Source organism: Hydrogenophaga bisanensis, from assembly GCF_042665135.1.
Taxonomy (GTDB): Bacteria; Pseudomonadota; Gammaproteobacteria; order Burkholderiales; family Burkholderiaceae_C; genus Hydrogenophaga; species Hydrogenophaga bisanensis.
In genome coordinates this window covers 402628-420265 of the sequence record NZ_JBHTBX010000002.1, presented here as the reverse complement: position 1 = coordinate 420265, position 17638 = coordinate 402628, and the positions used below count along the sequence as shown (strand labels likewise).

The 17638-nt window shown below is 66.5% G+C and carries 18 protein-coding genes; 3 read left to right on the top strand and 15 right to left on the bottom strand.

The genetic code is table 11. From position 1 onward, the window contains the following. Positions 1 to 5 precede the first annotated feature (5 nt). From ACFQNJ_RS04675 to ACFQNJ_RS04660, 4 genes are all read right to left on the bottom strand, one after another. Positions 6 to 2363, bottom strand: a complete 2358-nt coding sequence (locus ACFQNJ_RS04675; RefSeq protein WP_382254278.1) for a nitric oxide reductase activation protein NorD — start codon at positions 2361 to 2363, stop codon at positions 6 to 8. Positions 2364 to 2379: 16 nt separating this feature from the next. Continuing rightward, on the bottom strand, positions 2380 to 3183 hold the full coding sequence (locus ACFQNJ_RS04670) for a CbbQ/NirQ/NorQ/GpvN family protein (protein WP_382254276.1): 804 nt from the start codon (positions 3181 to 3183) through the stop codon (positions 2380 to 2382). A gap of 13 nt (positions 3184 to 3196) precedes the next feature. Further along, positions 3197 to 3550 (bottom strand): ribulose bisphosphate carboxylase small subunit, encoded by a 354-nt coding sequence (locus ACFQNJ_RS04665; RefSeq protein ID WP_382254273.1) that lies wholly within the window; start codon positions 3548 to 3550, stop codon positions 3197 to 3199. A gap of 135 nt (positions 3551 to 3685) precedes the next feature. Beyond that, complete coding sequence (locus ACFQNJ_RS04660) at positions 3686 to 5107, bottom strand: form I ribulose bisphosphate carboxylase large subunit (protein WP_382254270.1); 1422 nt, start codon at positions 5105 to 5107, stop codon at positions 3686 to 3688. A 119-nt stretch (positions 5108 to 5226) separates the two neighbouring features. Here ACFQNJ_RS04660 and ACFQNJ_RS04655 point away from each other — a divergent pair, with 119 nt between their 5' ends. Continuing rightward, a complete protein-coding gene (locus ACFQNJ_RS04655) occupies positions 5227 to 6165 on the top strand; it encodes a LysR family transcriptional regulator (RefSeq protein ID WP_382254267.1) in 939 nt (312 codons plus the stop codon). Here ACFQNJ_RS04655 and serS read toward each other — a convergent pair. The 3 genes from serS to ACFQNJ_RS04640 form a co-directional block, all read right to left on the bottom strand. Next, positions 6129 to 7454 carry a serine--tRNA ligase gene (gene serS, locus ACFQNJ_RS04650; protein ID WP_382254264.1) on the bottom strand — a complete coding sequence of 442 codons (1326 nt, stop codon included), beginning with the start codon at positions 7452 to 7454 and terminating at the stop codon, positions 6129 to 6131. The two genes, ACFQNJ_RS04655 and serS, sit on opposite strands and share 37 nt — an antisense overlap. A 61-nt stretch (positions 7455 to 7515) precedes the next feature. Beyond that, positions 7516 to 8472 carry a 4-hydroxy-3-methylbut-2-enyl diphosphate reductase gene (ispH, locus tag ACFQNJ_RS04645; protein WP_382254261.1) on the bottom strand — a complete coding sequence of 319 codons (957 nt, stop codon included), beginning with the start codon at positions 8470 to 8472 and terminating at the stop codon, positions 7516 to 7518. Further along, positions 8472 to 8918, bottom strand: a complete 447-nt coding sequence (locus ACFQNJ_RS04640; RefSeq protein WP_382254258.1) for an FKBP-type peptidyl-prolyl cis-trans isomerase — start codon at positions 8916 to 8918, stop codon at positions 8472 to 8474. Before ACFQNJ_RS04640 ends, ispH begins: the two co-directional genes overlap by 1 nt. A 121-nt stretch (positions 8919 to 9039) precedes the next feature. Here ACFQNJ_RS04640 and radC point away from each other — a divergent pair, with 121 nt between their 5' ends. Both radC and ACFQNJ_RS04630 read left to right on the top strand, forming a co-directional pair. Further along, entirely contained in the window at positions 9040 to 9732 is a 693-nt protein-coding gene (radC, locus tag ACFQNJ_RS04635) for a RadC family protein (RefSeq protein WP_382254256.1), read from the top strand. 42 nt (positions 9733 to 9774) lie between these two features. Continuing rightward, positions 9775 to 10425 carry a Smr/MutS family protein gene (locus ACFQNJ_RS04630; RefSeq protein ID WP_382254253.1) on the top strand — a complete coding sequence of 217 codons (651 nt, stop codon included), beginning with the start codon at positions 9775 to 9777 and terminating at the stop codon, positions 10423 to 10425. A 3-nt stretch (positions 10426 to 10428) separates the two neighbouring features. On the opposite strand, the gene ACFQNJ_RS04625 is transcribed toward ACFQNJ_RS04630, so the two are convergent. From ACFQNJ_RS04625 to fdh3B, 8 genes are all read right to left on the bottom strand, one after another. Further along, a complete protein-coding gene (locus ACFQNJ_RS04625; RefSeq protein ID WP_382254251.1) occupies positions 10429 to 10836 on the bottom strand; it encodes a group II truncated hemoglobin in 408 nt (135 codons plus the stop codon). Further along, entirely contained in the window at positions 10836 to 13367 is a 2532-nt protein-coding gene (locus ACFQNJ_RS04620; RefSeq protein ID WP_382254248.1) for an ABC transporter permease, read from the bottom strand. Before ACFQNJ_RS04620 ends, ACFQNJ_RS04625 begins: the two co-directional genes overlap by 1 nt. Before the next feature lie 163 nt (positions 13368 to 13530). Beyond that, positions 13531 to 14163 (bottom strand): uracil phosphoribosyltransferase, encoded by a 633-nt coding sequence (gene upp, locus ACFQNJ_RS04615; RefSeq protein ID WP_374640665.1) that lies wholly within the window; start codon positions 14161 to 14163, stop codon positions 13531 to 13533. Between the two features lie 77 nt (positions 14164 to 14240). Further along, positions 14241 to 15140 (bottom strand): formate dehydrogenase accessory sulfurtransferase FdhD, encoded by a 900-nt coding sequence (locus ACFQNJ_RS04610; RefSeq protein WP_382254245.1) that lies wholly within the window; start codon positions 15138 to 15140, stop codon positions 14241 to 14243. 144 nt (positions 15141 to 15284) lie between these two features. Then, on the bottom strand, positions 15285 to 15581 hold the full coding sequence (locus tag ACFQNJ_RS04605; protein ID WP_382254242.1) for a hypothetical protein: 297 nt from the start codon (positions 15579 to 15581) through the stop codon (positions 15285 to 15287). A gap of 28 nt (positions 15582 to 15609) precedes the next feature. After that, a complete protein-coding gene (locus ACFQNJ_RS04600) occupies positions 15610 to 16794 on the bottom strand; it encodes a formate dehydrogenase subunit gamma (RefSeq protein ID WP_382254240.1) in 1185 nt (394 codons plus the stop codon). Positions 16795 to 16805: 11 nt separating this feature from the next. Further along, positions 16806 to 17036: a hypothetical protein gene (locus tag ACFQNJ_RS04595; protein WP_382254237.1), complete on the bottom strand. Its 231-nt coding sequence runs from the start codon at positions 17034 to 17036 to the stop codon at positions 16806 to 16808. Continuing rightward, a complete protein-coding gene (gene fdh3B, locus ACFQNJ_RS04590) occupies positions 17033 to 17635 on the bottom strand; it encodes a formate dehydrogenase FDH3 subunit beta (protein WP_374640660.1) in 603 nt (200 codons plus the stop codon). The genes ACFQNJ_RS04595 and fdh3B overlap by 4 nt, the downstream gene beginning before the upstream one ends. Positions 17636 to 17638: the final 3 nt, after the last annotated feature.

Genomic DNA, 17638 nt, shown 5'->3' with positions numbered 1-17638 from the left:
CCTGTTCAGCGCGTCAAACCGGCGTACAGAACCGGCAGCTTTTCCGGCAGCCGTTCCACCTTGTCCACCACCAGGTAGTTCCGCTCGCCGAAGATGCGGCGCACATACTGGTCGGCGCGCGGGTCCAGGCTCATGCAGTAGGTCATCACGCCGTGGCGCCCGGCCTCCTCCACCGACTTCTTGGTGTCCTGGCGCAGGTACTGCGGGTCGCGCACGTCCACGTCGGCAGGTTCGCCGTCGGTGATGACCAGCAGCAGCTTCTTGCTGCTGCGCTGCGCCTTCAGCGCGGCCGTTGCGTGGCGGATGGCCGCGCCCATGCGGGTGGAGAGCTGCCCCTCCATGCCCGCCAGGCGTGCCTTGGCCACCTCGTCGTAGGGCTGATCGAAGTCCTTGAAGCGCCAGTAGTTCACATCGTGCCGGCCATCGGAGCAGAAGCCGTGGATGGCGAACGGGTCGCCCACCTTCTGGATCGCATCGGCCAGCAGCGCGCAGGCCGAGCGCGTGAGGTCGAGCACCGTGTGCTCCTGCCCGACCACCTTGTCGTTGGTCGATTGGGAAAGGTCGAGCAGGACGAGCACCGAGATGTCGCGCGTCTTGCGCACGCTGCGCATCATGATGCGCGGGTCGGGCTGACGGCCCATGCGCAGGTCGGTCAGCGAGGCCAACGCGGCGTTGAGGTCGATCTCGTCGCCGTCTTCCAGCTTGCGGATGCGCTGCACGCCCTGCGGCTGCATCGCGTCCAGGATGTATTTCATGCGGCCGATCAGGCGCCGGTGTTCGGCCAGAATGCCGTCGATGACCGCCGGGTCTCCGGCCTTGGGGCGACGTTCCTGCACCGTGGCCCAGACCGGGCGTTCAAGCTGGATCAGGTGGTCCCACTCGCCGTAGTGCACCGGCGGCAGCACCGGTTCGCGGCCCTCGCTCTCGTTGAAAGACACGCCCAGATCTTCGTAGGGAAACAGCTCGGTGCCCAGCACCCAGATCTCCTGCGCGTCGTCGCCGGCGCCCTCCACCTCCAGCTCGTTGACGAACTCCATCAGGTTGACCTGTTTGCGCACTTGTTGCGGCGGCTCGTAGCCGGCGGCGATGGAGCGCTCGAAGTCGAACCCGTCGAAGGCCCAGAAGTAGCGGTTGTCGTCGCGATAGGCGGCCGTCTGCCCATCAGTACGCGGCTGGAAGGCTGGGCCTTGCGTGAGCTCGCGGTAGCTGTGCGCCAGCTGCACGCCGATGTCCCAGGACACGCTGTTATCGTGCGGATCGGACTGGATGCGCGGCAGGGCTTCGGTCAGCAGTGCGCAGCCCTGGACGATCCAAGGATGCGTGTCGTCATAGGCCGGGTCGAGCAGCGCGCGCGCCAGGCGGTTCAGCCAGTCGCCCGCTGTGCCCTGCTGCGTGGCCTGCGCGGTGTGCAACTGCGCCCAGAGTGCCCGCATGCCGGGGAACCTCGCCAGCGTCAACGCCTCGACCCGCGCGTCCTCCACCAGCCCGATCAGTGCCATCTGCCAGGGGTTCAGCGACTCGGCCGAGATCGGCTGGCGGGTGAACACCACGTGCGCGGCGGCGTGGGCGGCGGCGGCGCGGTAGAGCTCGGTGGCGTGCACGGTGCCTGTGTTGCCCTCGACCGCGTCGTAGGCGTCGGGCAGGTGCAGAAAGAAGTCCTCGATAAAGGGGCGGTAGCCTTCACGGCTCTCGTAGTCGCCCGCCGTGGGCCGCATGAAGAAGTCGCGTCCCCACAGGGCGCGCAAGTACATGTTGATCCGCCGTTGCACATCCACCAGCAGCGTGCCCTTGCGCTCCTTCTGCAGCATGGCCTGCGACTCTTTGGACTGCAGGCCGAAGTAGGCGATCTGTTCCTCGTAGTTCGTGCGGTGCGCCTGCGCTCCCCAGGTGGCCCAGCGGCGCAGGCCGCCGAGCGTGAGCTGGCCGAACAGCGCATCGAGCTGGCCCAGCATGGGCCGCAGCCCACGCGGCGCCTGCGCGACGAGCGTGCCCACGAACTGCAGGTACTGCAGGAACAGCCCACCGTCGGCCAGGCGGCGTGCCGCCGTGGGTGCGGTGGCCAGCACCAGCTCGATCACTGCGCCCGAAGTCTTGGACGCGAGCATGAGCGCGGTGGTGGCGAGTTCGCCCACCACGTCTTCGCCCACCTCCTTCGCCACCTGCGGCGCACTGTCGATCCAGGCATTGACCAGCTCGTCGCCGCGGCCCAGACCGCGCAGCGCAGCGGCGCCCTTGACGTAGTTGTCCAGACCCCGCGCCGAAAACACCTTGGTGGCGTCGGACCAGCTGTGCTCCAGCAGCTCGCGCGAGGCCGGCGCAAGCTGCCCGGTCCACTCGGTGTGGTCGTTCAGGTGAACGCTCATGGGGGATCTGGGTGACTCAGAAGAAGGTCGCAACCGCAGCGTCCAGCGCGTCGCGCATGTCCGGGTCGTCGGTGATCGGGCGCACCAGGGCGACGCGGCAGGCGGCCTGCGCGGCCACACCCTGGGCGATCAGGCTGCCTGCGTAGATCAGCATGCGGGTGGAGATACCTTCGTCCAGACCGTGGCCCTTGAGGTTGCGCGCACGTTCGGCAATGCCGACCAGCTTGTCCGCCACGTCCAGGGCGACACCGGTTTCGTGCGCCACGATCTCGGCCTCCACGGCGTGTTCGGGGTAGTTGAAATCCAGCGCGCCGAAGCGCTGCTTGGTGGACTGCTTGAGGTCCTTCATCAGGCTCTGGTAGCCCGGGTTGTAGGAAATGATGATCTGGAAGTCCGGGTGGGCCTTGATCAGTTCGCCCTTCTTCTCCAGTGGCAGCACGCGGCGGTTGTCGGTCAGCGGGTGGATGACCACGGTCGTATCCTGCCGTGCCTCGACGACTTCATCGAGGTAACAGATGGCGCCGTGGCGCGCAGCGGTGGCCAGCGGGCCGTCCTGCCAGCGCGTGCCGTTGGCATCCAGCAGGAAGCGGCCGACCAGATCGCTCGCCGTCATGTCCTCGTTGCAGGCCACGGTGATCAGCGGCTTGCGGAGCTTCCACGCCATGTACTCGACAAAGCGGGTCTTGCCGCAGCCGGTAGGGCCCTTGAGCATCATGGGCATGCGCACCGAATACGCTGCCTCGAACAGCTCGACCTCGTCGGCGACGGGGCGGTAGTAAGGCTGCGCGGCGACGCGGTAGGCATCCAGTGTGTCGCTCATGGCCCCTCCTCCCTCAGACGGTCTTTCCGCGGTAGATCACCATGCTGGCGCCTTGCGACTGCGAAAAGTTGTCGTAGCCGATCAGGCGCACATGGTTGTCCGGGTTGGCCTGGCGGCAGGCTTCGCATTCGGCCAGCACCCTGTCGACATCGGTCTCGCCGAACATGGGCAGCTTCCACATGTACCAGTACGAGTCCATCAGGTACTGCGGCTCGGTGTGCTCGATGGCCGGGTTCAGCCCCTTCTTCACCAGGTACTCGACCTGTTTGCGGATCTCGTCCTTCGTCATGGCCGGCAGGTACGAGAAGGTCTCGAACTTGCGGCTGGCGGGGTCGGAGAGGCGGCTGTGGTAATCCTGCATGCTCATGGTGTGTGTCCTCAGAAAAATGAAACAGCGTCCGAACCGGTCAAGTTCGATTCAGGACGCGAAGCAAAGCCGCAGACAGTGCTGAAGGCACGGCAAGGCTTGGCGACAAAGTCATGGATCGAAATCGACAGGGGCTTACTTGTGGGCCAGGTCGAGCTTGTCCACTGTGTCGAACTCGAACTTGATCTCTTTCCAGGTCTCCATGGCGATCCGAAGCTCGGGTGAGTGCTGGGCGGCTTCGGTCAGCACGGCCTTGCCCTCCTTCTCCACCGCCACCCCTTCGTTGCGCGCCTTGACGCAGGCCTCCAGCGCCACGCGGTTGGCGGCGGCGCCGGCGGCGTTGCCCCAGGGGTGGCCCAGCGTGCCGCCGCCGAACTGCAGCACCGAGTCGTCGCCGAAGATGTTGACCAGCGCAGGCATGTGCCAGACGTGGATGCCGCCCGAGGCCACCGGCATGACGCCGGGCATGGAGCCGAAGTCCTGGTCGAAGAAGATGCCGCGGCTGCGGTCTTCCTTGATGAAACTGTCGCGCATCAGGTCGATCCAGCCCAGGGTCGACGCACGGTCGCCCTCGAGCTTGCCCACCACGGTGCCAGAGTGCAGGTGGTCACCGCCGGACAGGCGCAGCACCTTGGTCAGCACACGGAAGTGGATGCCGTGGTGCGGGTTGCGGTCGAGCACGGCGTGCATGGCGCGGTGGATGTGCAGCAGCATGCCGTTGTCGCGGCACCAGTTGGCCAGGCCGGTGTTGGCGCACAGGCCACCGGTCAGGTAGTCGTGCATGATGATCGGCGAGCCGATTTCCTTGGCGTACTCGGCGCGCTTGTACATCTCCTCCGGCGTGGGCGCGGTCACGTTCAGGTAGTGGCCCTTGCGTTCGCCGGTCTCGCGCTCGGCCTTCTCGATGGCTTCCTGCACGAAGTCGAAACGCTGGCGCCAGCGCATGAAGGGCTGCGAGTTGACGTTCTCGTCGTCCTTGGTGAAGTCCAGGCCGCCGCGCAGGCATTCGTATACGGCGCGGCCGTAGTTCTTGGCCGACAAGCCCAGCTTGGGCTTGATGGTGCAGCCCAGCAGCGGGCGGCCGTACTTGTTCATGATGTCCCGCTCGACCTGGATGCCGTGGGGCGGGCCGCCGCAGGTCTTGATGTAGGCGATGGGGAAGCGCACGTCTTCCAGGCGCAGGGCGCGCAGGGCCTTGAAGCCGAACACGTTGCCCACCAGCGAGGTCAGCACGTTGACCACCGAGCCTTCCTCGAACAGATCGATCGGGTAGGCCACGAAGGCGTAGAAGCAGGTGTCGTCGCCGGGCACGTCCTCGATGCGGTAGGCGCGGCCCTTGTAGTAGTCCAGGTCGGTCAGCAGGTCGGTCCAGACCGTGGTCCAGGTGCCGGTGGACGATTCGGCCGCCACGGCGGCGGCGACTTCCTCGCGGTCCACGCCAGGCTGTGGGGTGATCTTGAAACACGCGAGGACGTCGGTGTCCTTGGGCGTGTAGTGGGGTTCCCAGTAGGTGCTGCGGTACTCCTTGACGCCCGCGTTGTAGGTTTTCGTGGCCATCGGCTGTGCTCCTTGGATGTGGATGGAATGGAGCCGATTCTTGGTCCTTAGTGAAATAAATAAAAGTCAATTGTTTTGACGATTACGTTAGACTTTTATAAATCTATAAAAGAGGCTGCATGAACCTTCGTCACGCCACCCTGCACCAGTTGCGCATCTTCCTGTCGGTGGCACGGCATGGCAGTTTCGCGCGTGCTGCCGCCGCCATGCACCTGTCGCCACCCACGCTGTCGCTGCAGGTCAAACAACTGTCGGAGACGGTAGGGCAGCCACTGTTCGAGCAGCTGGGCAAGAAGATCTTCCTGACGGCCGCCGGCCAGACCCTGGCGCAGGCGTGCGAGGACATCGAAAACCGGATGGAACGCCTGTCACAGGACCTGGCGATGCTGCAGGGCGTGGAACGGGGCAGCCTGCGCGTGGCCATCCTGACCACGGTCAAGTACACGGTGCCCAAGCTGCTGGGCAGCTTCTGCGTCGCCCACCCTGGCATTGACGTGGCCATGCAGGTGGGCAACCGCGAGAACCTGCTGCAGCGCCTGGGCAGCAACCAGGACGACCTCTACATCATGGGCCAGCCGCCCGAGCACATGGATGTGGTCTGCGAGCCCTTTGCCGACAACCCGCTGGTGCTGGTGGCACCCCCCGGACACCCGTTGGCCAGCCAGCGCCGGATTGCACCCCAGCGTCTGGCCAAGGAGCCTTTCATCCTTCGGGAAGCCGGTTCAGGCACCCGGCTGACGAGCGAACGCTACTTTGCCGAGCAGGGCGTGACGATCACCCCCCGGCTGGAGGTCAGCAGCCACGAAGCCATCAAGCAGGTGGTGGCCGGTGGCCTGGGCGTGGCCGTGGTCTCGGCCAGCACCGTGGTGTCCGAGCTCGCGCTGGGCGAGCTGGTGCAACTGGATGTGAAAGGCTTTCCGCTGATGCGCCACTGGTATGTGGTCTACCCGCGCGGCAAGCACCTTTCACCCGCCGCGCAGGCCTTCAAACAGTGGCTGTTCGATCAGCGCAGCCACCTCGCTCAGACGGCCGACAGGCGCTCCGCGCCACCCAGATAGGGGCGCAGCACTTCGGGCACCGTCACGCTGCCATCGGCGTTCTGGCAGTTCTCCAGCACCGCCACCAGCGCGCGGCCCACGGCCAGGCCGGACCCGTTGAGGGTGTGGACCAGCTCGTTCTTGCCCTGTGCGTTCTTGAAGCGCGCTTGCAGGCGGCGTGCCTGGAAGGCCTCGCAGTTGGAGACCGAGCTGATCTCGCGGTAGGTGCCCTGCGCCGGCACCCAGACCTCCAGGTCATAGGTCTTGCTGGCACCGAAACCCATGTCGCCGGTGCACAGGCTCATCACGCGGTAGGGCAGGCCCAGCTTCTGCAGGATGGCCTCCGCGTGGCGGGTCATCTCTTCCAGCGCTTCGTAGCTCTTCTCGGGATGCACGATCTGCACCATCTCGACCTTGTCGAACTGATGCTGGCGGATCATGCCGCGCGTGTCGCGGCCGGCGCTGCCGGCTTCAGAACGGAAGCACGGCGTGTGGGCCGTCAGCTTGATGGGCAGGTCGGCTTCGGCCAGCACGGTGTCACGCACCACGTTGGTCAGCGTCACCTCGCTGGTCGGGATCAGGTACAGCGCCTGGTTCTCGTCCGCACCCTCCTGGCCACCCTTGTTGGCCGCGAACAGGTCGGCCTCGAACTTGGGCAACTGGCCGGTGCCGCGCAGCGTGTCGGCGTTGACGATGTAGGGCGTGTAGCACTCGGTGTAGCCGTGCTGCTGGGTCTGCGTGTCCAGCATGAACTGGGCCAGCGCGCGGTGCAGGCGGGCAATGGGGCCGCGCATGAAGGTGAAGCGGGAGCCGGCCAGCTTGGTGCCGGTGTCGAAATCCAGGCCCAGCTTCTCGCCGATGTCCACATGGTCACGAACCTCGAAGTCGAACGTGCGCGGCCCTTTGCCGTCAGGACTCCACTGGCGCACCATCACGTTGCCCTCCTCGCCCGCCCCCACCGGCACGCTCTCATGCGGCAGGTTGGGCACGGCCAGCAACAGGGTCTGCAACTCGGTCTGGATCACGTCCAGACGCGCGGCGGAGGCTTCCAGTTCGGCCTTCATCTCGCCCACCTGGGCCATCACGGCCTCCGCCTCGGCGTGCTGGCCTTTGCCCTTGAGCATGCCGATCTGCTTGGACAGGCTGTTTCGCTGGGCCTGCAGGCTCTCGGTGCGCGTCTGCAGGGCCTTGCGCTCGTGCTCCAGGGCCTGGAAGGCGTTCACATCCAGGAAGGGCTGGGGCTGCTTGCGGGTTTCCAGGCGCGCCACCACGGCGTCCAGGTCTTTGCGGAGTTGAAGGATGTCTAGCATGGGTCGATTGTAGGTTTGGCTCGCGCCCGGGCAGGTTCGCGGCGCGTCCGGTGTGACTGGTTCAATGCAGGTGGCTGACCGACGCATCGTCGTCAAGCTTCAGGCCCTTGGGCAGCGGAAACTTGACGGTCTCGGTCAGGCCCTCCATGCGCCGCACGGCGATGGCCCCGAGTTCGCGCAGGCGATCGATCACCTGCTGCACCAGGATGTCGGGCGCGGAAGCCCCGGCGGTCAGGCCCACGCGGGTCTTGCCCTCGAACCACTCCGGGCGCAGTTCATCGGCGTTGTCCACCATGTACGACGGGGTGCCCAGCTTGAGGGCCACCTCACGCAGGCGGTTGCTGTTTGAACTGGTCGGACTGCCCACCACGATCACGATGTCGACCTGCGGACTCAGCAGCTTGACCGCATCCTGGCGGTTCTGGGTGGCGTAGCAGATATCCTGCTGTTTGGGCTCTCGCACCTGTGGAAAGCGCGCCTTGACGGCCGCCAGGATGCCCGCGGCATCGTCCACACTGAGCGTCGTCTGGGTGACCACCGCGAGCTTCTCGGTCTGCGTCAGCTGAACGCGCGCCACGTCGGCCTCGTCCTCGACCAGGTGGATGCCGCTGTCGAGCTGACCCATGGTCCCCTCGACCTCCGGATGACCCTTGTGGCCGATCATGATGAACTCGTAGCCCTCGCGGTGCAACTTGGCCACCTCCACATGCACCTTGGTCACCAGCGGACAGGTCGCGTCGAAGATGCGGAACCCACGGCGCTCGGCCTCGTCCTGGACGGCCTTGCTGACGCCGTGGGCCGAAAACACCAGGGTCGCCCCCGGTGGCACCTCGTCCAGCTCCTCGATGAAGATGGCACCCTTGGCCTTGAGGTCGTTGACCACATAGGTGTTATGCACGATCTCGTGACGCACATAGATGGGCCGGCCGAACTTGGCCAGCGCCCGCTCCACGATCTCGATGGCCCGGTCCACGCCGGCGCAGAAGCCTCGCGGCTCTGCCAGAAGGATCTCAGACATCACAGGACTCCGATCAGCTGCACTTCAAAGGTCACCGGCTGGCCGGCCAGCGGGTGGTTGAAGTCGAACAGCACCGCACCATCCTCGCGCACTTCCCGAACGGCGCCCGCGTAGCTGCCCAGCCCGTCGGGTGTGGGGAACTGCACCACATCACCCACGGCGTACTGCTCATGCGGATCACCCAGTTCGTTCAGCAGCTTGCGCGCCACCCATTGCAGCATGTCGGGCTGGCGTTCACCGAAGGCCTCGCCGGCGGCCAGCTCGATGGTGGTGTGCACCCCTTCAGCCAGCCCCAGCAGGCGCTGCTCGATGGCGGGCGAGAGCTGCCCTCCGCCGATGCTCAGCGTGGCCGGTTGCCCCTCGAAGGTGTTGATCACCACCTGGCCATCGGGGCCGGACAGGCGGTAATGCAGGGTCAGAAAGGAGCCTTCTTGGACTTGGGACATGCGTGTTTCCGGTGAGATGGCGGGCCAGCAGCGGCCTTTCGTCATCAAGCTGGGGGATGAGGGGGCGTCAAGACCCCAAGCCGCTATTGTAAAAAGCGGGCCAGACAGGGAGGAAAAGACCATGGAAGCATCCACACGGCCAGGTGTGAGGGGCCTGCCGGCCGACGCGCGACCGCGCGAAAAGCTGCTCGCGCGCGGCGCAGGCACACTCAGCGACACCGAGCTGGTGGCCTTGCTGCTGCGCACCGGCCTGCAAGGCAAGGGCGTGATGCAGCTGGCCGCCGAAGTGCTCGAGCGTCTCGGTGGTGTCGGGGGCCTCTTGCATGCCTCCCCGGAGGTGTTGCGCAGTGTCAAGGGCCTGGGGCCGGCCAAGCGGGCCGAGCTGTCGGCCGTGCTGGAGCTCTCGCGCCGCGCCCTGGTGCAGGAGTTGCGCGAGCAGCCTCTGTTCGACAGCCCCGCCGCTGTCCGTCACTACCTGCAGCTTCAGCTGGGCGCACGGGAGCACGAGGTGTTCTGCGTGCTGTTCCTGGACAGCCAGAACCGCCTGATCGTGCTGGAAGAGCTGTTTCGCGGCACCCTGACCCAGACCAGCGTCTACCCGCGGGAGGTGGTGTTGCGTGCCCTGCACCACCACGCGGCGGCCGTGGTGCTGGCCCACAACCACCCCAGCGGGACGGCCCGGCCGTCCCGCGCCGACGAGACCCTGACCCAATCGCTCAAGGCCGCGCTGTCCCTGGTGGACGTGCGGGTACTGGACCATTTCATTGTCACGCGGACCGAGGCCGCCTCGATGGCGGAAATGGGACTGGTGTGAACTTGCCGGGTCGGACCGCACGGTCTTGCAGGCTGCGGGACAATGCGGGGCATGAAGGTTCATGCGCTGGCCGATCTGGGTGAGTTGAGGCGCGAGTTGCGCGCCCGTGCCGAGGCGGCTGCCGCACAGGCGGCGGCAGAGCGCGAGCGTGCCCAGCGAGAGGAGCGCCAGCGCAGGCTTTTCGAATTGACGGTGGGCCCCGTGCGGCCCCTGAACGACCAGCGGCGGGTGCACCACCGTCCACCTGCCGTCCCGCCCCGGCCGGTGCAGCGCCAGCGCGACGAGCAGGCCGTGATGCAGGAAGCCCTGTCGGACGAGTTTGACGTCGAGACACTGCTGCATACCGACGAACACCTGAGTTTCCGTCGGCCGGGTCTGGGTGACGACGTCATGCGCAAGCTGCGGGAGGGGCACTGGAGCATCCAGCGCCAGATCGATCTGCATGGCCTGCGCACCGATCAGGCCCGCGAAGCCTTGGGACAGTTCATCCGCGACTGTCACCAGATGGGCCTGCGCTGTGTGCGCGTGGTGCACGGCAAAGGCCTGGGCTCGCCCGGTCGCACCCCGGTGCTCAAGGGGCGCGTGCAGCGCTGGCTGGTGCAGAAGAACGAGGTCATGGCCTTTGTGCAGGCCCGGCCGGCCGAGGGCGGTGCCGGCGCGCTGGTGGTGCTGCTGCGGCCGGTCGGCCGCTGAGGCTCAGGATCCCGGGGTGTTGCGCATCCAGTCGGCGGTGCGAAAGAAACTCTCGCGCAGCCGTGCCCGCAAGTCCTCGGGCACCCCCGTCTCGCCCATGGCCTGGTCCATGCAGGCCAGCCACTGGTCGCGTTCAAGGATGCCAATGGCAAAGGGCATGTGGCGCATGCGCAGCCGGGGATGGCCGAACCGGTCTTCGTAGTGCGACGGACCGCCCAGCCAGCCGCACAGAAACCAGAACAGCTTGTCGCGCGCATCGTCCAACAGGCTGCCGTGGGCTGCACGCAACTCCCGGTAGCCTGGTTCGATGTCCATCAGGTCGTAGAAACGGTCGACCAGCGCCCGCACCCGGGGTTCTCCCCCGATCCAATCGAAGGGGGTGGACGGCTTTGTGGGTGGTTCCATGGTCATCAGGCACTGGCCTTTCGCAGGGTATCGACAACGGGCGTCCGCAGGATACCGCGCAAGGTCCACCAGCCGGCACCCAGTGCCAGCAGACCACCTGCCAGCGACCCCGCCAGCGGGACGAGCAGGGGCGGCTGCCAGCTGAACTGGAAGGCGTATTTCGCCAGGGCCCAGCCGACGACCACCGCCACCACCGAGGCCAGAAAACCGGCCAGCAGGCCCACGCCCAGCAGTTCGATGCGTTGCACGCGCCGCAGCAGCACCGAGCCGGCGCCCACCGCGCGCAGCACCGCAAACTCTCGCTCGCGCTCACCGCGGGTGGCGGTGATGGTGGCCAACAGCACGACCAGGCCGGCGGCCAATGCAAAGCCGAACAGGAACTCCACCGCACGGATCACCTGTCCCAGCACGCGCTGCACCTGACCAATCGTCTGGCTCATGTCCACGTTGGTGATGTTGGGGTACTGGCGCACCAGCGCGTTGTCAAAGCGGAGATCGCCCGCTGGCGCCCGGAAGGCGCTGATGTAGGTGACGGGCACCTCCGGCAGGGACGAGACCGGGAAGATCACGAAGAAGTTGACCCGCATCGAGCCCCAGTCCACCTTGCGCAGGCTGGTGATGCGCCGCTCGACGATCTGGCCAGAGATATCGAAGCCGAGGCGGTCCCCAAGCTGGAGACCGAGTTCCTCGGCCAGACCGTCCTCGACACTCAGCCCATCGGCCTCATCGTCGGTCCAGCGACCGGCGCTCACGGTGTTGTGTGCGGGCTTCTCGGCGGTGTGCGAGAGGTTGAACTCGCGCTCGACCAGCCGTTGCGCCCGGTCGGTGGCGTACTGCTCGGGCTGCACCGCCTGACCATTGACAGTGACCAGTCGGCCCCGGATCATGGGAAACCAGTCGTAGCGCTCGACGCCGGCCTGTGCCAGCGTCTGACGGAAGGCATCGCCCTGCTCGGGCTGGATGTTGATGACGAAGCGGTCTGGCGCATCGGGCGGCGTCGCGTTGCGCCAGCTGGCGATCAGGTCGGTGCGCAACAGCACCAGCAGCACCAGAGCCAGCAGGCCCACGGCCAGGGCACTGATCTGCACCACGGCGAAGACGGGACGTGCCGAGAACTGGCGGGTGGCCAGCACCAACGCACGGGGCGCGGTGGTCTCGTTGACGCTCACCCGCAGCAAGCGCACCGAAAGCCAGCTGACCAGGGCGAACACAGCCACCGCCGCTGCAAAGCCACCCACCGCGATCCCACCGAGCACCAGGTCCCGGCTGGCCACCAGCAGCAGGCCGGCAAAGCCGGCGATACCCAGGCCCAGCACGGCCAGCGTGGCGGGTTTGAGCTGTCCGACATCGCGGCGGATGACGCGCAGGGGCGGCACGCGGGCCAGTTGCAGCACCGGCGGCAGGCCGAAGGCCACCATCAGCGTCAGCCCCATGCCCAGACCCAGCAACACCGGCCAGACCGAAGGCGGCGGCAAGGCCGACTCCACCAGACCGGACAGCAACACCACGAAGGCGTGGTGCACCCCGTAACCGATGGCGACGCCCAGCGCACTGGCCACCAGGCCGACCACGAGGAACTCAAAGGCATAGGCGCGCGCCATCACACCCTGGGACAGACCCAGCACACGCAGCATCGCGCAGTCGTCCAGATGGCGCTGGGCGAAGCCGCGGGCCGCAATGGCCACCGCCACCGCCGAGAGCAAGGCGGCCAGCAGGGCCACCAGATTGAGGAATTTCTCGGCCCGCTCCAGGGTCTGCTGCATCTCCGGCCGCCCCCCTTCAAGCGATTCGAGGCGCATGCCGCGGACCTCGGGCTGGTCGATCTCGGCCTGGGCCCAATCGCTCCAGCGCCGGACCGCAGCGTCTTCACCGGCCACGGCCAGTCGCCAGGTCACGCGGCTGGCCGGCTGCAGCAGGCCAGTGGCGGGCAGATCCGCGTCATGGATCATCACCCGGGGCGCAAAGGTCATGAAGCCCGCGCCACGGTCGGGCTCCACCACCAGAATGCGATCGATGCGCAGCGCCGCATCGCCCAGCAGCAGGTTCTGGCCCACCTGCAGGTCCAGCGCCACGAGCAGGGCCTGATCGACCCAGGCGGTGCCGGGCGCGGGAATGTCCTGGGTCGGTGCATCGGGGGCACCCGGTGCGGATGCCACGCGCAGGACACCGCGCAGGGGGTAACCGGGCGCCACCACTTTCAGGGCCACCAGCCGGGCCGCGCCACCCAGATCGTCGGGTGCGCGACCCATGGTCGGAAAACCCAGCGTCTGCACGCTGCGCAGTCCCAGCTCCGCCGCGCGGGTGGCAAAGGCATCGGACGGCCGGTTGTCGCTGGCCACCACGGCGTCACCTCCGATGAGCGCCCGCGCATCCCGGTTGAGCCCGTTCTGCAGGCGGTCGGCAAAGAATCCGACAGCGGTCAGGGCCGCCACGGCCAGCACCACGGCAATCACCAGCAAGCGCAACTCGCCAGCGCGCCAGTCGCGCCACAGCGTGCGCCAGCCCAGGGACCAGGAAGAAACAGGAAGAGCAGCCATCCCCGAACGTTAACCCATCCGGCCCAACCCCGTGTTTCAACAAAGTATGGAACACCGGGGCTCTGGTCCAGAACGCGGCGGATCCGGCTCCGCCGGTCCGCTCGCGTTGCCCCTTGAGGGGCGGAGCTGGCCACACGCAGTGAGCCAGCGATGGGGGTGGGCCTTACTTCGTGCCGAAGATCCGGTCCCCGGCATCGCCCAGTCCGGGAACGATGTACCCGTGCTCGTTCAGGCCACGATCGACGGCGGGTGTGTAGACCGGTACATCCGGGTGGGCATCGTGGAAGGTCTTGATACCCTGCGGGCAGGTCACCAGGCACACAAAACGGATGGAGCGCGGGTTCGTCTGCTTGAGGCGGTCCACCGCCGCCACTGCGGAATTGCCGGTGGCCAGCATCGGGTCCAGCACGATCACGTCCCGCTCGTGCATGTCCTGCGGCATCTTGAAGTAGTACTCGACCGCCTGCAGGGTTTCAGGATCGCGGTACAGGCCGATGTGCCCGACACGGGCACCCGGGATGATCTGCAGCATGCCATCCAGGAAGCCATTGCCCGCGCGCAGGATGGAGGCCAGCACGATCTTCTTGCCATCGATGACCCGGGACTTGGTCGTCTCCAGGGGGGTTTCGATCTCGATCTCCTGCATCGGCATGTCGCGCGTGAGCTCATAGGCCAGCAGGGCGGAGACCTCATGCACCAGCTCCCGGAAGCTCTTGGTGCTGGTGTCCTTCTTGCGCATCAGCGTGAGCTTGTGCTGGACCAGAGGGTGATCGATGATGTGGACTTCTCGGCTCATCGGAAGACTTTCTCGGAAATGAAATGACCGCCCGCGCCACCCGGCCGGGACCCATCACCCAAGTGTAGTCGGGCAGCTCAGTCCTGCGGCGACCGGACAGTCTGCAAAGGCGGCACCGCATCGTGCAGCAGCCGGTGCGGGTTGGCAAAGCACAGGAAACGGGTGTGGGTGGCCCGGCCCACCGCACAGAGGCCGACGCGCTGGGCCACTTCCTGGCCCATCTGCGTGATGCCCGAGCGCGAAACCACCACCGGCACCTGCATCTGGGCCGCCTTGATGACCATCTCGCTGGTCAGGCGCCCGGTGGTGTAGAACACGCGCCGGGCCGGTGGCACCTGGGGATACTGCAGAGCCATCCAGCCGGCGATCGTGTCCACCGCGTTGTGGCGCCCCACATCCTCGACAAAGAGTTGCAGCTGATCGCCATCGAACAGGGCGCAGGCATGTACCGATCCGGCGGACTTGTAGGTGCTCTCCTTCAGGCGGATGGCGTTGACGATCCGGTACAGCTCGGATTGCCGCAGCACGGCCTCCGGCGGGAGGACGATGCGGTCGATCTCGTCCATCAGCCCACCAAAGACACTGCCCTGCCCGCAACCGGTGGTGACCACGCGCCGGGCGGTGCGCTCCTCGATGCGTTCGATGCCCCGGCGGGTGGTGACCGCTGCCGCGCCGACCTCCCAGTCCACCGTGACCGATTCGATCTCATCGATGGAGGTCACCAGTCGCTGGTTCAGCAGGTAACCCAGCACCAGCCATTCCGGATGGGCACCCAGGGTCATCAGGGTCACCAGCTCCCGCTTGTCGACATAGACGGTCAGGTCCCGCTCGGCCGGAATGGCCACGCTGGACTGCTCGCCGAACTCGTTGACGACCGCAATATCACGGGTCAGCGGCGCGCTGGCGCTGGTCAGACGCGGACGGCGCATCAGGGTGGGAGAAGTGGCCAAAACGGTGTCCAGGGTGTCGGCAAACATGCGGATGTTCGAGTATCGCTTCGGATGGACCAGCCGGTCGTCATGCCCTGACAGCGTTCAGGACCGAGAACACCCGGGCCACAGACGGAACAAGGCCCCGAAAGGCCTTGTTGTCCAACGCTGGCCGGACCAGCAGGGGTGAGATCAGCTCTTGGCGGGCGCCGCAGGCCACACGAAAGGCCCTGGATCGGCGCAGGCCGGAGAAGCCTGGGCCGGCTTGACCGCCTTGCCACCGGCGGCCGACGTCTTGAAGTAGTGCGCGGCCGAACGCTCCATGGCCATGCAGAGCTTGTATGCCTCCACCTTGGCACCGTGTGCGGTCTTGGCCTTGGCTTCCTCGGCCTTGGCCTTGGCGGCATCGTCCAGCACCGGCGCTGGCAGCTTGGCCTGGGCGGTCGCTGCCAGCAACAGGCTGGCCGTGATCAGCAGTGTCTTCTTCATGGAATTTCCGTCCGTGCGTGGTGTGAACTCAGGCCTTGGCCGCCGCGGCTGGCGGCACCTTGGCATCGTCGGCTACGCGGCTGCGCTGCGCGGGGATCTTGCCGGCCTTGATGTCGTCGTACCAGAGTTCGTGGTGCTCCTTGGCCCACCCCTCGTCGACATAGCCCGTCTTCATCGCCCCGTAGGCGCCCTTGACCCCCACGGTACCCATGTAGATATGGCCCATCAGGATCGCCATCATGAACACAGCCGCCGCCAGGTGGATCATGTGCGCGATCTGCATGTCGCCACGCAGGTAGAGCAGGCCCGGCACGAGCTTGTTCAGCACCAGCCCCGAGGCCACCACGATGATGCCCGGGATGGTGACGCCCCACCAGAACATGCCTTTTTCGCCCGCATTGAAGCGATGGGAGGGCACTTCGTGATCGCTCAGCATGCCGCCAGCCTTGCTCAGCCACACAAAGTCGGCCTTGTTGGCGATATTGTCCTTGACGAAGGTGATGATGACAATCAGCAGGGACACGGCGAACAGCGGCCCCACGAAGTTGTGGACATTCTTCAGGGCGTAGGTCAGCCAGCCGAACAGGGTGGTGCCAATCACGGGCAGCAGGAAGAACTTGCCGAAAGCCATCACGATGCCCGAGATGGCCAGCGCCACGAAGGCACCGGCGTTGGTCCAATGGGCCGCCCTCTCCAACGGCGTGAACCGTTCGATCTTGCGGCCGGTATCGGGTACGTGGCCACCGAGCGGCCCCTTGGCCTTGTAGAAGATGGCCATGGCCAGCAGCACGATGAACAGCAAGGAACCGCCATAAGGAATCAGCCAGTGGTTGCGCACCTGGCGCCAGGCTTCTCCCGCATTGGTCAACGCGGAACCGGGGTACTGGACGAAGGGCTGGATCAGGTTGCCCGCCTCAGGCGCCTGCGTCACCGGCAGGCTGCTGTAGCCGGTCACCCCCTTGCCCACATCGCGCCACATGGGCGCGTTGTTGCCGGGCTGGACCTGCCGCCGCTCGGCGTTGGTCTGGGATGCATACCCGGGATCCTTGTCGGCGTCCGGGGCGATCTCGAAGATGTTGGCGCTGCGGATGCCGCCAGGCGCCGCCGCAGCCGGCGCATCAGCGGGTTTGGCGGCGTCCTGGGCATGCAACAGCCCGGCGCTGAGCGCCAGACAGGCCGCCAGACACCAACGCGAAAGAGAACGGTTGGGCATGGTGGCCTCCCTCAATTGCTGGCCCGGCTGTAGTCGTTCTGGCCGTACTGTGCCCGCGCCTTGAGCTGCTGTTCCCAGCTGCCCTTGTCACCGGTGGTCCAGCCACCCTGCACATACTGGCTCTTGCCGACGCCGGTGTACGGCGCCGCGTCCTGCTTGATGCCGCCCATGCCCTGCGGTTTTTCGCCACAGGCCGCCAGGGCCAGCACCATGCCCGATGCGATCAGGATGCGTGTGATCATGCCTTGCCTCCATTGCTGCTGCCGTAGGCGGTTCCCCAGCCCCAGACCTCGGCGCCCTTGCCGCGGCGCAGCACGCGGCTGCGGAAGATGTCGGCCACGGTGTCGCCATCGCCGGCCAGCAGTGCCTTGGTCGAGCACATTTCGGCGCAAGCGGGCAGCTTGCCTTCGGCCAGACGATTGCGTCCGTACTTTTCGAACTCGGTCTGGCTGCCGTGCTCTTCCGGGCCGCCAGCGCAGAAGGTGCATTTGTCCATCTTGCCCCGGACACCGAAAGTGCCCTGGGAAGGGAACTGCGGCGCGCCGAACGGGCAGGCGTACGAGCAGTAGCCGCAGCCAATGCACACGTCCTTGTCATGCAGCACCACCCCTTCGTCGGTGCGGTAGAAGCAGTTGACCGGGCAGACCGCCATGCAGGGTGCGTCGCTGCAGTGCATGCAGGCCACCGAGATGGACTTCTCGCCAGGGACCCCGTCGTTGAGCGTGACCACACGGCGGCGGTTCACACCCCAGGGGACTTCGTGTTCGTTCTTGCAGGCGGTGACGCAGCCGTTGCACTCGATGCAGCGCTCGGCGTCACAGATGAATTTCATTCGTGCCATCGT

Coding starts and splice junctions, on each gene's coding strand:
- ACFQNJ_RS04655 (WP_382254267.1), top strand. CDS start 5,227: ATGAACCTTCGTCACGCCACCCTGCACCAGTTGCGCATCTTCCTGTCG.
- ACFQNJ_RS04610 (WP_382254245.1), bottom strand. CDS start 15,140: ATGTTTGCCGACACCCTGGACACCGTTTTGGCCACTTCTCCCACCCTG.
- ACFQNJ_RS04600 (WP_382254240.1), bottom strand. CDS start 16,794: ATGCCCAACCGTTCTCTTTCGCGTTGGTGTCTGGCGGCCTGTCTGGCG.
- ACFQNJ_RS04640 (WP_382254258.1), bottom strand. CDS start 8,918: ATGTCCCAAGTCCAAGAAGGCTCCTTTCTGACCCTGCATTACCGCCTG.
- ACFQNJ_RS04660 (WP_382254270.1), bottom strand. CDS start 5,107: ATGGCCACGAAAACCTACAACGCGGGCGTCAAGGAGTACCGCAGCACC.
- ACFQNJ_RS04665 (WP_382254273.1), bottom strand. CDS start 3,550: ATGAGCATGCAGGATTACCACAGCCGCCTCTCCGACCCCGCCAGCCGC.
- ispH (WP_382254261.1), bottom strand. CDS start 8,472: ATGTCTGAGATCCTTCTGGCAGAGCCGCGAGGCTTCTGCGCCGGCGTG.
- ACFQNJ_RS04670 (WP_382254276.1), bottom strand. CDS start 3,183: ATGAGCGACACACTGGATGCCTACCGCGTCGCCGCGCAGCCTTACTAC.
- ACFQNJ_RS04620 (WP_382254248.1), bottom strand. CDS start 13,367: ATGGCTGCTCTTCCTGTTTCTTCCTGGTCCCTGGGCTGGCGCACGCTG.
- ACFQNJ_RS04595 (WP_382254237.1), bottom strand. CDS start 17,036: ATGATCACACGCATCCTGATCGCATCGGGCATGGTGCTGGCCCTGGCG.
- serS (WP_382254264.1), bottom strand. CDS start 7,454: ATGCTAGACATCCTTCAACTCCGCAAAGACCTGGACGCCGTGGTGGCG.
- ACFQNJ_RS04675 (WP_382254278.1), bottom strand. CDS start 2,363: ATGAGCGTTCACCTGAACGACCACACCGAGTGGACCGGGCAGCTTGCG.
- upp (WP_374640665.1), bottom strand. CDS start 14,163: ATGAGCCGAGAAGTCCACATCATCGATCACCCTCTGGTCCAGCACAAG.
- ACFQNJ_RS04605 (WP_382254242.1), bottom strand. CDS start 15,581: ATGAAGAAGACACTGCTGATCACGGCCAGCCTGTTGCTGGCAGCGACC.
- ACFQNJ_RS04625 (WP_382254251.1), bottom strand. CDS start 10,836: ATGACCATGGAACCACCCACAAAGCCGTCCACCCCCTTCGATTGGATC.
- ACFQNJ_RS04630 (WP_382254253.1), top strand. CDS start 9,775: ATGCGGGGCATGAAGGTTCATGCGCTGGCCGATCTGGGTGAGTTGAGG.
- radC (WP_382254256.1), top strand. CDS start 9,040: ATGGAAGCATCCACACGGCCAGGTGTGAGGGGCCTGCCGGCCGACGCG.
- fdh3B (WP_374640660.1), bottom strand. CDS start 17,635: ATGGCACGAATGAAATTCATCTGTGACGCCGAGCGCTGCATCGAGTGC.